The sequence below is a fragment of the Pedobacter rhizosphaerae genome (genome assembly GCF_900111155.1).
Classification (GTDB): domain Bacteria; phylum Bacteroidota; class Bacteroidia; order Sphingobacteriales; family Sphingobacteriaceae; genus Pedobacter; species Pedobacter rhizosphaerae.
Genome location: NZ_FOGG01000016.1, coordinates 47,669 through 61,078 on the forward strand (window position 1 = coordinate 47,669; position 13,410 = coordinate 61,078).

Annotated in this window: 13 protein-coding genes and 1 tRNA gene; 11 read left to right on the top strand and 3 right to left on the bottom strand. The window is 36.7% G+C overall.

The annotated features are described in order from the left end of the window. Nucleotides 1-4 precede the first annotated feature (4 nt). Both BMX11_RS13915 and BMX11_RS13920 read left to right on the top strand, forming a co-directional pair. Entirely contained in the window at nt 5-508 is a 504-nt protein-coding gene (locus BMX11_RS13915) for a hypothetical protein (protein WP_090885262.1), read from the top strand. Nucleotides 509-623: 115 nt separating this feature from the next. Continuing rightward, nucleotides 624-1,136, top strand: a complete 513-nt coding sequence (locus BMX11_RS13920) for a hypothetical protein (RefSeq protein ID WP_139180190.1) — start codon at nt 624-626, stop codon at nt 1,134-1,136. Nucleotides 1,137-1,196: 60 nt separating this feature from the next. Here the strand turns inward: BMX11_RS13920 and alaS are convergent, their stop codons facing one another. Then, a complete protein-coding gene (alaS, locus tag BMX11_RS13925; RefSeq protein WP_090885265.1) occupies nt 1,197-3,812 on the bottom strand; it encodes an alanine--tRNA ligase in 2,616 nt (871 codons plus the stop codon). A 115-nt stretch (nt 3,813-3,927) separates the two neighbouring features. On the opposite strand from alaS, the gene BMX11_RS13930 reads away from it, so the two are divergent. Both BMX11_RS13930 and BMX11_RS13935 read left to right on the top strand, forming a co-directional pair. Continuing rightward, nucleotides 3,928-4,263, top strand: coding sequence for a MerR family transcriptional regulator (locus tag BMX11_RS13930; protein WP_090885267.1), 336 nt, complete (start codon nt 3,928-3,930; stop codon nt 4,261-4,263). A gap of 229 nt (nt 4,264-4,492) precedes the next feature. Then, the gene (locus tag BMX11_RS13935; RefSeq protein WP_090885269.1) at nt 4,493-5,071 is read left to right on the top strand and encodes a hypothetical protein; all 579 of its coding nucleotides are present in this window, start codon (nt 4,493-4,495) and stop codon (nt 5,069-5,071) included. A gap of 368 nt (nt 5,072-5,439) precedes the next feature. On the opposite strand, the gene BMX11_RS13940 is transcribed toward BMX11_RS13935, so the two are convergent. Together BMX11_RS13940 and BMX11_RS13945 are read right to left on the bottom strand one after the other, a co-directional pair. Then, nucleotides 5,440-6,684, bottom strand: coding sequence for a thioredoxin family protein (locus tag BMX11_RS13940; RefSeq protein ID WP_090885271.1), 1,245 nt, complete (start codon nt 6,682-6,684; stop codon nt 5,440-5,442). 76 nt (nt 6,685-6,760) lie between these two features. Continuing rightward, nucleotides 6,761-7,225, bottom strand: coding sequence for a DUF1572 domain-containing protein (locus tag BMX11_RS13945; RefSeq protein WP_090885272.1), 465 nt, complete (start codon nt 7,223-7,225; stop codon nt 6,761-6,763). A gap of 297 nt (nt 7,226-7,522) precedes the next feature. On the opposite strand from BMX11_RS13945, the gene BMX11_RS13950 reads away from it, so the two are divergent. From BMX11_RS13950 to BMX11_RS13980, 7 genes are all read left to right on the top strand, one after another. After that, a tRNA-Lys gene (locus BMX11_RS13950) sits at nt 7,523-7,595 on the top strand. A 122-nt stretch (nt 7,596-7,717) separates the two neighbouring features. After that, nucleotides 7,718-7,924, top strand: coding sequence for a hypothetical protein (locus tag BMX11_RS13955; RefSeq protein ID WP_090885274.1), 207 nt, complete (start codon nt 7,718-7,720; stop codon nt 7,922-7,924). 18 nt (nt 7,925-7,942) lie between these two features. After that, nucleotides 7,943-8,518: a hypothetical protein gene (locus tag BMX11_RS13960; protein ID WP_090885276.1), complete on the top strand. Its 576-nt coding sequence runs from the start codon at nt 7,943-7,945 to the stop codon at nt 8,516-8,518. Beyond that, nucleotides 8,508-10,424, top strand: coding sequence for a helix-hairpin-helix domain-containing protein (locus BMX11_RS13965; RefSeq protein ID WP_090885278.1), 1,917 nt, complete (start codon nt 8,508-8,510; stop codon nt 10,422-10,424). Before BMX11_RS13960 ends, BMX11_RS13965 begins: the two co-directional genes overlap by 11 nt. Before the next feature lie 116 nt (nt 10,425-10,540). Continuing rightward, nucleotides 10,541-12,031, top strand: coding sequence for a ComEC/Rec2 family competence protein (locus BMX11_RS13970; RefSeq protein ID WP_090885280.1), 1,491 nt, complete (start codon nt 10,541-10,543; stop codon nt 12,029-12,031). A gap of 8 nt (nt 12,032-12,039) precedes the next feature. Beyond that, complete coding sequence (locus BMX11_RS13975) at nt 12,040-12,627, top strand: hypothetical protein (RefSeq protein ID WP_139180191.1); 588 nt, start codon at nt 12,040-12,042, stop codon at nt 12,625-12,627. A 2-nt stretch (nt 12,628-12,629) separates the two neighbouring features. Beyond that, nucleotides 12,630-13,406: an enoyl-CoA hydratase/isomerase family protein gene (locus tag BMX11_RS13980; RefSeq protein WP_090885283.1), complete on the top strand. Its 777-nt coding sequence runs from the start codon at nt 12,630-12,632 to the stop codon at nt 13,404-13,406. Nucleotides 13,407-13,410: the final 4 nt, after the last annotated feature.

Consider the following 13,410-nt stretch of genomic DNA (forward strand, 5'->3'; position numbering starts at 1 on the left):
GCTTATGAAACGATTATTTTTAGTAGCTACAGTAGTGATGGTATCATTGCTAAGCTTAAGTACAAGAGCCCAGGTTAATGTGAGTGTAAACATTGGTTCTCAACCGCTTTGGGGGCCTACAGGATATGATCATGTAGACTATTATTATCTTCCTGATGTGGAGAGCTATTATGATGTGCCGAAAAGGCAATTTGTTTATTTGAACGGTAACGACTGGGTATTTGCAAATAACTTACCTTCCCGATATGGAAATTATGATTTATATAATGGTTATAAAGTAGTGATTAATTCTCCCCGGCCATATTTAAACTTTAGGAATGATAAAGTTAAATATGCCAAATTTAAAGGAAATGGAAAGAAACAGATGGTGATTCGGGGTAGCAGAGAAAGTAAATATTATGTGGTAAAAGGTCATCCACACGGTATGCCTCCAGGCCAAGCAAAAAAGCTTTATGGCAAAGGAAATAAGGCTAACGGGCATGGAAACGGTAAAGGAAAGCATAAATAGAGATGGAATGTTTAAATGGAGAAGCATAAAAAAACTTCTCCATTTAAATTTTGATACAATAGTTTTTTTGGCACAGCGTTTGAATTCACGAACACACACACAAATTAATACGATTATGAAAAAGTTATTTATCATCTCTGCGATTTTAAGTATCGTAGCTTTAACATCTAATCAATCAAGCGCTCAAGTTAGTATCAATGTAAATATAGGTGCCCAACCTTCATGGGTTCCGGTAGGTTATCAAAGTGTAGACTATTATTATTTACCAGAAGTTCAATCTTATTATTATGTTCCCCAAAGACAATTTGTTTTTCTAAGTGGGAACCGTTGGACAAGATCTAGATATTTACCAGCAAGATATAGAGGATATGATCTTCATCATGGTAGAAAAATTGTGATGTATGGAAATAGTCCATACCGCAGTTACCGTACCCACAGAGTAAGATATGCCAATAATTATGGCAACCACAGGGTGATTCGCTCTTCATACAGAAGTGATAGAGGCCCCGCAATGCTATATGGATATAAAGGACATGGCAGATCAGATCGTCACTACAGTTATGGAGGCGGACGCGGTCGCGATAAAGGTCATGACAGAGGCCACGGACATGGTAAAGGAAGACATTAAGAAATAAAAAAAGAGGCCTAGTGCCTCTTTTTTTATGCATTATATTTTAATTCAGTTTATCTAGGGGATAAAAGTTTCTGCTTTTTCTAAAACGGTTTTTAAACCTGTAGCATTTTTCCCTCCTGCAGTCGCATAGAAAGGTTGTCCCCCTCCGCCACCTTGAATTTCTTTTGCCAACTCGCGAACAATGTTTGATGCGTTTAAGCCTTTATCTTTTACCAGGTGTTCAGAAAGCATAACGGTAATGCTAGGCTTGCCATCAATCTCGGAGGTAAATACCAATACCAGGTTGTCAATCATTCCTTTTAAAGAGAAGGCAAGATTTTTAATCGCCTCAGCATTAGGCAAATCTATATGACGGGCAATCAGGTTAAATCCTCTGATGCCTCGTACATGGTGAACGATTTCATGTTTTAGATTCTCTACGCGTTCGTTTGTAGATTTTTCAATCTCCTTTTTAAGCTTAGTGTTCTCATCTAAAAGGGCTTGAACTGATGCAGCTAAATCTTTACTGCCATTTAGTAAAGTTTTTAAATGTGCAATTTCTTTTCTCTGATCAAGGAAAAATTGTTCGGCTTTATCTGCGGTAATGGCTTCTATACGACGAACACCTGCAGCAACAGCGCCTTCAGAAATAATTTTGAAGGAGCCAATCTGACCGGTAGCCTTAACGTGTGTTCCGCCACAAAGTTCTTTAGAAAAATGGTCATCAAAAGTGATCATGCGTACAAAATCGCCATATTTCTCACCAAAAAGTGCCGTAACACCGCTATCAATAGCATCCTGATAAGGAACATTTCGTTGCTCTTTCAATTTGATATTCGCTCTGATTTTTTGGTTAACAATAACCTCTATCTGTGCCAGTTCCTCTTCTGTTACTTTAGCGAAATGTGAGAAGTCGAATCTTAAGTAATCGGCATTTACCAATGAACCTTTTTGGTTGACGTGATTGCCCAATACCTGTTTAAGCGCTGCATGCAATAAGTGTGTTGCCGAATGATTGTCTTCTGTTAGAATACGTTTATCTTCATCTACAACAGCCCAAAACTTACCTTCTAAATTATCGGGAAGAATATCTGCAAAATGAACTGTTAAGCCATTTTCCTTTTTGGTATCTGTAATATCCACCCAAAACTGGCGACTGTGGTCTTCTAAACGACCTGTATCTCCAACCTGACCACCGCTTTCTGCGTAAAATGGCGTTTGGCGCAGAACGATTTGATATTGCTCCTTCCCTTTTGCAGTAACCTTACGGTATTTTAAGATTTCCGTTTCAATTTCCAAATCATCATAACCTACAAACTCGCTTTGATCATCTGCATTTACCACAACCCAGTCGCCTGTATCAATGGCTGTAGCCGCCCGACTATCATCTTTTTGTTTCTTTAAGGCCAGCTCATACCCTTCTGAATCTACTGTCCAGCCTTTTTCTTTAGCCATTAGCTCGGTTAAATCAATTGGAAAACCAAAGGTGTCAGACAGTTCAAAGGCAAAACTACCTTCGATGACGTTATTTTTTGCCTGATATTTTTCAAAGCGCTGAATACCTGTTGAAAGCGTTCTTAAGAAAGCTACCTCTTCCTCTAAAATTACCTTTTGAACAAAATCCTGCTGAGAAACCAGTTCTTCAAAAACACCTTTAAACTGATCGGCTAATAAAGGCACTAACTGATTTAAAAATGGCTCTTTAAAGTTGAGGAAAGTGTAAGCATAACGTACAGCGCGACGCAAGATTCTGCGAATCACATAACCAGCCTTGTTGTTTGATGGCAACTGTCCATCGGCAATAACAAATGAAATAGCCCTGATATGATCGGCCATTACCCGCATAGCGATGTCTGTTTTCTCATCAGCTCCATATTTTATTCCAGATTTCTCTGCAATAAACTGAATGAAGGGTTGGAAAACATCTGTATCGTAATTTGATGTTTTATTTTGCAGCACACGTACTAAACGTTCAAATCCCATTCCGGTGTCAACATGTTTTGCCGGAAGACTTTGCAATGAACCATCTTTTAAACGGTTGAACTGCATAAATACGTTATTCCAGATTTCAATCACCTGAGGATGATCTGCGTTTACCAGGGTAGCACCATTTACCAACGCTTTCTCATCATCGGTACGACAATCTACATGGATTTCAGAGCACGGTCCGCAGGGACCAGTATCGCCCATTTCCCAGAAATTATCTTTTTTATTTCCCGGAAGAATGTGGCTTTCATCTACGTATTGTTTCCATAAATCGTAGGCCTCCTGATCTTTTGCTAAGCCCTCTTTTTCATCACCTTCAAAGTAAGTAACGTAAAGTTTTTCTTTAGGTATTTTATATACTTCTGTTAGCAGCTCCCAACTCCATGCAATAGCTTCCTTTTTAAAATAATCTCCAAAGCTCCAGTTGCCAAGCATCTCAAACATGGTATGGTGATAGGTGTCTATACCTACTTCTTCTAAATCGTTATGTTTTCCCGAAACACGTAAGCAACGCTGAGTATCAGCTACCCTAGGATACTTGATAGTGGCCTCGCCTAAGAAGAGATCTTTAAATTGGTTCATGCCCGCATTTGTGAACATTAAAGTAGGATCGTTCTTCACTACTATTGGAGCCGAAGGAACAATATGATGTTGTTTGGATTCAAAAAAATTGAGGAATGCCTGTCTTATCTCTTTTGCTGTCATTACGTTATTAATTGGAGAACAAAATTAAAATTTTATTGCGTTAATAAGGAAAAATCGAACTACATTTGAACACTTTAATTAATCGATGTAATACACTCATAATCAAGCTCCAAATATGCCGTATAAAGAAAGAGATATTAATAAAATGTATTATACCATGGGCGAAGTGACCGAAATGTTTAATGTAAATGCTTCACAAATCCGTTTTTACGAAAAGGAATTCGATATCCTTCAGCCTAAAAAGAACAAAAAGGGCAACCGACTTTTTACTCCGGAGGACATAGAAAATTTAAAGATTATTTTTAATCTGGTTGACGAGAAGGGCTTCACCCTTAAAGGTGCAAAAGAGCATTTAAAAAATAATAAATCCGATGTTAAAGAGAACCAAAAGATTATTGATTCACTGGAAAAATTAAAATCGTTTTTATTGAATATTTCACAGGAACTATAGACTGAAAGCCATAAGCTTCCTTGCTTACTAGCTAAAAGAATGACTGGAAATGGCATTGAGGTTTTAGATACTTAGCATTTATATTGGCCTCCATTTGCATCTTAGCGCTCAGGTTTAGCAGAAAATTTATGCACTGATGATGACCCATTTACATAAAAAAGCCTTTATACTTGTATGATGGCAGTTTTTCAAAGGGTAACATCTTCTATCTTTGTACAAAATTATTTAAATGAACAATATTACTCCTTATCCTGTATTGGCCCACGTTGTCAATATGATCGAAAATGTTATTAGCGGCATTAAAATTCAGTATACTGCCGAAGGTGTTGTAACCCTAAAGGATGGTAACGATACCATTCATTTAGAGCAAAAAAATGACGGTGCCGGGAATTTTGCAACCATATTTATCAAAGATCCGAGGGATATCATCTTCAGTGAGGACTTGTTTCCATCATTAAAGAATTTACATCAGGGAACTTCAGGAGATTTAAAGCTTGAATTACAAAATACAACAGTGATTATAAATGACCTTGATGTAGAAACTCAAATCATATTAGAGGAGGCAAAGGATGAATTTGATCAGATCAGCAACAGTTATGAGTTTGTAAAAACAATCGAAAAAGAGGGTAACAAATTGAAGTCTAGCTTAAAATTTGGTAACAATAGTTTTATTCTTAGTTTGATAAATGATGCAGATCAGATTTTAGTTTCACCAGAATTTGCCTCATCATTTGATGCAACGGTTAGAAAAACAATCGAAAGTGATACGCTTAAAGTTCAAGAGGAACTAAATGCCAGTTTCAAATAAGGAAATTAATTAAAGCAGTCTCTTCATAACCAGAAAAGATCCTGTATCATAAATTGATTTTTCAGCAGCATTAGAAGGTTTGATAAAAGCTGCTTTTAAGCGTTTCGACAAGCTCAACGTGACAATCTAGCAGAAATCGATTTATGATACAGCTTTTTCTATCCATCGCGCTGTTTAGAAAAATACGGAAGATGTAGTGATGGAAAATGTACCTTTTCTATCGCCCTATAATTCATTTCCATATTTACCTTTTACATCATAGAAAAGATGGAAGATGTGTTGATGTGAGAATGGACGATATACCTTGCAATCGCTATTCAATCCATCTTCCATATTTCCCTCTTACATAAAAGAAGAGATTTAAGATGTTATCTGGTCATGGTTTCCAATTCCGTCCTTAATCGCGTTAGATTTTCATTTTTATAAATCAGGCAGGCGAACTGCATCCATTTTAAAGCATCCAGAAGAGACTTATCCTGAGCAGGCAAAGTTTGCTTGAAAAAATCAGAAACGGTGTAAAGTGTTGTGGCAATATGAGCAGAATATTGGATGCTGGCTAGTCTTTTTTCGTCCTGAAAATTAACAATTTTGGTACTGTCTTCGCTCCCATTCCAGAATGGCTTCATTGCCTTTTCGTACAGTAAACGGTCTTTTGCTTTAATAGAATCTATAGGAATAGTGAATTGTTGGTTGGCTATGCTATATCCAATCTTTTTCAAGCCTGCAGTATCTCTGGCGGCCTTAAAATAATGTAGGGCCAGATTATCAGCTGAAGGCAGATTTTTTTCTGCGAGTATTGGCCTAATTAAATCTAACTGTCTTAAAAGCTTCGCCGCATCCTTGAGCTTATTTTCTTTGATGGCTGCTCCCAGTGCATAATAGAGCAATTTATTATACAACTGATCCGCCACCTTTCGCTGGTCGTTATGAGGAAGTTTGTTGATGTGTTTTAATATAACCGGTAGCGCATCAGATGGTGTACTACCTATGTTACGACTCAAAAAGAGCAAAGATTCAGGCATGCTTAATTTATCTACGGAAACCTTTGCGACATAAGCATTAAGGAACTCGGTATTGTCTAATTGCATGCTACTGCGTTTTTCGATCAGCAGGCGCAAAAATTCAGGCTGCCTATCACCGTTTTTGAAACGGGTTTCCAATTTGCTTAAATCCTGTACCTGATATTGTTTTAGCGCTTCATTAGCTGCTGCAATAAATTCAGTTGCTTTAAGATAATCTCCATTTCTATAAATTAAATTTCCTGCATTATCTAAGAACAAATATGTTGGATAAGATTTAATGGCGTAATATTTTGCGAGTTTTATTCCTTCGCCGCGTTCGGCATTTAAACGGTAATTGAGGAATGAATGGTTATAAACCTGCCCTACTTCTTTTAAAGGAAACACCTCTTGCTCCATTCGTTTACAAGGGGCACACCAGTCGGTGTATAAATCTACGAAAATAAGTTTCTTTTTTTGGGAGGCTTCTTTCAATAATAATATCCAGTCTCCCTTGAAAAAATCCATTCCAGATGTTATTGTAGCCTGTGCAAAGGTTATACTGGTTAAACTGGAAAAGGTAAGGAACAAAATATAACTATACATTTTCATCATATAAATATGCGCTTAAAATGATGGAAAGAAAATGGTTATTAATAACCATGTTAACCTATAATGCCGATGCGGTAATTTATCTCAGTATTTTTTTGATTATTGTAATCTGCCCTAAATGATAATACGTGTGTTCGATAATGCCATGGAGATTCCTATAATAACTGCCGTATTTGGGGTCTGTAAAATCAGTTGATATTGCTTCTACTTCAATTTTTTCAATTAAGTTTACAAACTTTTCGCCATCAGAGAGAACTTTCTCTACCAGCTGAATCCAATCCTGCTCATTGTTTATAGGTGGAAGATCAAAACTAACCTGATCGCTAGCTTCAAGCTTTGCGCCCTGCAAAACCTTCGAAACTTCGCTCACATAATAATTAATATGATACGTTAATGCAGCAATTGTATTCAGATCAGCTATTTTTCTTAAAGCTTCTTTCCAGACAACATCTTTTAAAGTGTCTTTTAGATTTACTGTTGTCCAGTTTCCACCAAAATAAACTTCCTTAAAATGTTTGGCAATGTTATAATAAAGCGCTTCCATAAAATATTAGATTTGAGATAAAAATAATAAATTGTATGTATTTATAAATACTACATTTATGGAAGCCAAATCGCTACAGCCGGGATTCAGGTTCAGACTTATTCGTTTGGGTTTAAAATATTTGTTCTAATATCATCATGTAAGATTTAAAAAACTGAATGACAATAAATAGAACATAACTAGAATACCTGTATTTTCATCATCCCAATCGTGAATTCAATAAAAAATAAAAAATATTTTACAGCTATTTGAAAAAGTACAATTTATTTCTATATTTGCACCTCCTTAAACGGGAATGATTCCGTAGCTCAGCTGGTAGAGCATTACACTTTTAATGTAGTGGTCCTGGGTTCGAATCCCAGCGGGATCACAGAAAGCCTCAAAGAAATTTGAGGCTTTTTTGTTTAAATTTGCATTTTTTAATATTTTCCCTACATTAGAGTAATCAAACAAAAATCACCCTATTTTTTTTAACTGGTTTAACGCCCTTTTATGAAGATATGGTATTTATTGTTTATCTCCCTTTTTCCGCTATTTCTCTTTCCTCAAAACAATTTGGGCCCTCGTTTAACTGCTATGGGCAACATTGGCACTGCTGTTTCGGATGCCTGGAGTATAAAAGCCAACCCTGCAGCACTTCATAGTGTAACCGCTTTTACCCTATCCGGAAGCTATCTTAGAAATCTATACGCTCATTAAGTTAGTACGCAGGCGTTTGTGGCGGTATTGCCCATCAAAAATAATTTTGTTGCTACAAGTTTTCAGGGTTATGGCTTTTCTGAATTCAAGGAAAGTAAAGTGGGTTTTGCTTATGCCAAGAATTTTGGGCCACGCTTAACACTTGGTCTTAAAACCACTTATCACCAGTTAAAAATTGCAGGATACGGTGTAACCACTGGTTTTTCTTTAGATGCCGGAGCCTACTATCAACTGACAAAAGAACTCGCCTTTGGCGCATTTGCCGCTAACGTTTCAAAACAAAACTACACCAATAAAGAAACCAGCGTATACATACCTGTATCCTATAATATTGGACTATCCTACTCGCCTAATGATAAGGTTTTAGTTGCTGCAACTATAAACAAGGTGCTGAAGGAACGCGTAGATGTTGGCATCGGAATAGATTACCAGATTATACCTTTCTTTGGTTTGCGGGGTGGCCTAACAGTAAACCCATTTAAACAGTATTGCGGCTTTGGGCTGAAATACAAGCATTTCACATTAGACATGGCAAGCGTTTTTGATGCCAACCTAGGGTATTCACCTCAAATGGCCATCAGTTATGCGTTCTAAAATCTTAGCCTTTTTAATCCTGGGGATCTCGGTATCTGCTGGATATGCTCAAAATCAGGAAGAAGTAGAAATAAAGGATATTATAGAAAGTGTGGCGGAAAATCTACCTGAAGATTATGACATGACTGAATTAACAGAGGTATTATCTCGATTAAAAAAGCGGCCCATAAACTTAAATAACACTTCCGTAGATGAACTAAAAAATCTTGTTTTTCTTTCCCCTTTGCAAATCAGCAACTTCTTCAATCACCTCCGGGAGAATGGAGAATTATTAGATGTAATGGAATTGCAGGCAATAGATGGATTTGACACAGAGACAATTCAGCGACTGATTCCTTTTGTTACTATCCATCAAAACCTCCTGATAAATGAATTGAAATTGAAGGATATTCTACAGAAGGCTGAAAATGATCTGTTTATCAGGTATGCCCGGACACTTCAAAAACTAAAGGGCTTTAATGATTTGTCTGGAAATAAATATTTGGGTACTCCAGAAAGATTGCAGTTGCGCTACAGATATCATTTTGATGATGTAGTTACAGCATCCTTTACAATTGATAAGGATGCCGGAGAAAAATTCATTAGCAAACCATTTGACTTTTACTCTGGCAACATTTCGATTTTGAAACAAGGAAGGATAAAGAAATTGGTGATTGGCGATTATACCCTGCAATTTGGACAAGGGCTAACCTTATGGTCTGGATTTTCATTTGGGAAAGGCCCGGATGTGACCACTACAGTAAAAAAAGATTTAGGCTTACGTGCCTATACCTCATCAAATGAATATGCTTTTTTTAGGGGAGCTGCTACCACGATATCTTTACGTAAAAATTTTGAATTCACTCCTTTTGTTTCGTTGAGGAATCTGGATGCCAGTCAAACTTTAGACATTGAGGGTAACCTGATACAGTCTACAATCAACCAAACAGGACTCCATCGAACCCCAACAGAGATAAAAAACAAAAACACTTTAAGTCAGCTTGTGTTGGGAACTGTTCTTCAATACAATACGAATACCCTAAATATTGGCGCAATAGCTTACAAAACTCAGTTTGATGATCGCTTTATCAGTCAGGCAGCCCTTTATGATCATTTTAGTTTTACAGGCAAATCATTAACTAACCTTGGATTTTTCTATAACTACAGCTTTAAAAACATTTATTTCTTTGGTGAAGGAGCCAAAAGCCTGAAGAGTGGGATCGCCTTTAATAGCGGTGCGCTAATCAGTTTGTCGCGAACTACTTCTCTAGCCTTGTTATATAGAAATTATGCAAAAGATTATCATTGCTTTTTTAACCAGGGTACATCAGAAAGTAGCGAACCGACAAATGAAAAAGGGCTTTATGCTGGCTTGAACATAATTCCAAATAAGCAATGGTCTGTTTCTTTTTATGCCGATTATTTTCAATTCCCATGGTTAAAATATAGAACAGATGCACCCTCAAAAGGCTACGAAATATTAAGTCAAACGGCATACAGCCCAAGTAAAGCCTTCAAAATACTACTGAGGTATAAACTGGAAATGAAACAACAGAATACAGATTTAGAATTACCACTTAATTTCTTAGAAAGCGTAAAAAAAGAAGGATATCGCATGGAAGTGAATTGGCAAATGAATAAGAACTGGAAATTTCAGAATCGGTTGGAAATCTCCCAGTATCAAAAAGGCAATGCTAAAAGAGAATTGGGTTATCTGTTTTACCAGGATATTAACTCACCTACTTTTTTTAAAAAAATGAACGGCAATGCGAGAATCGCCTATTTTAATGTCCCAACCTACAATAGTCGGATTTATGCCTATGAAGACGATGTGCTTTACAGTTTTGCCTTTGGAATGTACAATGGAAAAGGAATTAGAAGTTACATCAATTTAAAATACAAATTTGATCAAAGATTTGACTTTTGATGCGATACGCATTATTTAAGTATAGCGGTGTAGAAACTGTAGGCACTTATCTGGATGAAATACAAGGCAGTAAGAAAGCAGATTTCAAACTTCAGTTCAGATGTCAGTTTTAGAGCATGTTTAAAGCTGAATATATCTTTGTCCGTATCCTTGTTCCGTTTGTAATCGGAATTGGCCTAGCTTATTTCCTGCAATCAGACCGGTACTTCTGGGTGTTTGCCCTAATCCATTTAATCGCACTATCATTTTTAATTGTGGCTAATCTGAAGTATCAGCAGTTAAGCCTATACCGTTTTAAAGGGACAATTGGGGTTGTATTTCTTTTGCTTTTCTTTTCCCTTGGCGCACTCATCTGCTTAATGAATTGCCAAAGTATGCAAAAGGATTATTTTGGAAAAAAGCAATATACTGCCCTTAAAATCTGGATCACTGACGAGCCACAAATAACCAATCATATTTCACGGTTTAAAGGCAGGGTAACAATGGCTTATCAAGGCCATAAGTGCGAGCAGGTTTCTGGTACTTTGCTTATTGCAATAAAACTAGACAGTACCGAAGTTATGCCATATCAATATGGCGAGGAGCTGGTGATCTCTTGTTCAGCCCTTCCTGTAGAGCCTCCTTACAACCCCGCAGAGTTTGATTTCCAGTCCTGGCTTGCCAATCAAAACATTTATTTGCAAGCTTTTGTAAAGCACAAACAGGTAATTAAGACGAATAAGAACGTAGGAAATACATTGGTACAATTTGCCCTTCAACTCTGGAAAAATCAAATCAATAAATATAGAAACCTGATTAAAAATGACGAAGCTTTTGCAGTGGCTTCCACATTGATTTTAGGCTACCGGGCAGATTTGAGTAACCAAACCCTGGCTGCATATACTAAAACAGGTACAATCCACGCCCTTTCTGTTTCGGGTGCCCACGTAGCGATTATCTATGTAGTAATCAACTTCTTGCTTTCCTTTATGGATCGAAGAAAAAACTTAAAAATATTAAAGCTCATACTCATTTGTACCATCATCTGGAATTACGCACTCATAACCGGATTATCGCCCTCTGTTATTCGTTCAGCGATCATGATTACCGTCTTTATGGTGTGCAAAACCTTTGCGAAGACTGGCAATAGTTATAATATCCTTGCTTTTTCGGCTTTCTTACAATTAATATACAATCCATTCCTATTATGGGATGTTGGCTTCCAACTTTCTTATCTAGCTGTTTTTGGACTACTTTATTTACAACCCAAAATTTACAACTGGTTTTTCATCCGCCATAAATGGCTTGATAAATTATGGAACTTTATTGCCCTTTCCTTGGCCGCACAAATGGTTAGCTTTCCACTTAGCCTGTACTATTTCCACCAGTTTCCAGTGTACTTTTTATTGGCAAATCTGTTTATCTCTCTCCCCTTAGTGGTAATGATGTACTTAGGCATTATTATTTTAATTCCAGGAATGGGATTTCTATCTCCTATTCTCGAATGGATTATTAATAGTACAAATTTGATCTTGAAATGGATGGCTAATCTTCCATTTGCCACTATCTCCTCCGTTTGGATTAGCTTTCCTCAATTTATTTTATTGAGCCTGGCCTTGTCTTTATGATATATGCCTTGACCCGATTTAATAAAAAATGGCTTTTTGCTTCCTTAGTGATATTCATCAGTTTTCAAATCTCTGTATTACATCGAGATGTACAGGCTTTAAGTCAACATCAGATTATTTTCTTCTCTTTGCGAAAAAACTATGCAGCAGGTTTTATAAAAGAAAGATCTGCTTTCCTTATAACAGATTTAAAAAAAGATGATAAAAATTATCAGTTCTATGTTCAACCAGCTTTAGATCAGGCACAGATATTAAACGTCAACTTTTTATCTTTAAATAGAGACACCGTTACCAGAGAAATTATTATTAGAGATCATCAGGTTGTTTTTCAAGGGTATAAAATGTTATTCATAGATCAGCGTTTAAACTATAAGGAACTCCAAATTGATGGCGAGTTTTCAGCGCTATGGCTTCATCAAAATACCCGGTTTAATTTAAATAAACGCCCCTCCCGGCTAAAGTTTAAATCTATTATTATTGATGCGACAAATAAAGATTACCAGACAGAAAAATTTGTAGCCTTTGCCAAAAATATTCACCTCAATGCACATATTTTAAAGAAAAATAAAGCATATTTGGTACAACTAACCCCTTAAATATGGAAAGCTTGGTTTTGTATAGTGTTCAAGATAGGATTGCCACCATAACCCTTAACAGGCCCGATAAAAGGAATGCGCTAAACCCGCAGTTAATTTCAGACTTAACAGAAGCATTTATTCAATCGGCAGAAGATGATTTGGTAAAAGTTATTGTTTTAAAGGCCAATGGTGATGCTTTTAGTGCTGGTGCAGACTTAGAATACTTGCAACAATTGCAGCACAATTCATTTGAAGAGAATGTTGCAGATACCAATCGACTAAAGAAACTATTTACCACTATTTATTACCTGCCAAAAATCGTTATTGCGCAGGTAGAAGGACATGCCATTGCCGGAGGTTGCGGGCTGGCCACCATTTGCGATATTATTTTTGCCACACCAGAGAGCAATTTCGGTTATACGGAAGTTAAAATTGGTTTTGTTCCGGCACTTGTTTCTTGCTTTTTAATGCAAAAGGTAAATGAAACCGTGGCAAAAGAGATTTTACTAACAGGCAAAACTTTCGATGCAGCGCAGGCCTTAAAATATAATTTGATAAACTTTGTAACAAACAGTGCTGATATTGATCAAAAAGTAACTGAATTTGCACTAAGTTTGTGCAGGGAGAGTTCAGGAAATTCATTAATGGTTACTAAACAGCTGATTACTCAAACTATAAACCCTACCTTAGAAAGAAGTTTGGAAACTGCTGCTCAAATAAATGCATTAGTGAGAGACAGTAACGATTTCAAAAAAGGAATCGCCTCTTTTCTGAACAAAGAGAAAATTAATTGGTAACAAA

Bases quoted from the DNA above. Each gene is read 5' to 3' on its own strand.
- BMX11_RS13970 (WP_090885280.1), top strand. From the start codon at position 10,541: ATGTTTAAAGCTGAATATATCTTTGTCCGTATCCTTGTTCCGTTTGTA.
- BMX11_RS13945 (WP_090885272.1), bottom strand. From the start codon at position 7,225: ATGGAAGCGCTTTATTATAACATTGCCAAACATTTTAAGGAAGTTTAT.
- BMX11_RS13955 (WP_090885274.1), top strand. From the start codon at position 7,718: ATGAAGATATGGTATTTATTGTTTATCTCCCTTTTTCCGCTATTTCTC.
- BMX11_RS13940 (WP_090885271.1), bottom strand. From the start codon at position 6,684: ATGATGAAAATGTATAGTTATATTTTGTTCCTTACCTTTTCCAGTTTA.
- BMX11_RS13980 (WP_090885283.1), top strand. From the start codon at position 12,630: ATGGAAAGCTTGGTTTTGTATAGTGTTCAAGATAGGATTGCCACCATA.
- BMX11_RS13915 (WP_090885262.1), top strand. From the start codon at position 5: ATGAAACGATTATTTTTAGTAGCTACAGTAGTGATGGTATCATTGCTA.
- BMX11_RS13920 (WP_139180190.1), top strand. From the start codon at position 624: ATGAAAAAGTTATTTATCATCTCTGCGATTTTAAGTATCGTAGCTTTA.
- BMX11_RS13935 (WP_090885269.1), top strand. From the start codon at position 4,493: ATGAACAATATTACTCCTTATCCTGTATTGGCCCACGTTGTCAATATG.
- alaS (WP_090885265.1), bottom strand. From the start codon at position 3,812: ATGACAGCAAAAGAGATAAGACAGGCATTCCTCAATTTTTTTGAATCC.
- BMX11_RS13930 (WP_090885267.1), top strand. From the start codon at position 3,928: ATGCCGTATAAAGAAAGAGATATTAATAAAATGTATTATACCATGGGC.
- BMX11_RS13965 (WP_090885278.1), top strand. From the start codon at position 8,508: ATGCGTTCTAAAATCTTAGCCTTTTTAATCCTGGGGATCTCGGTATCT.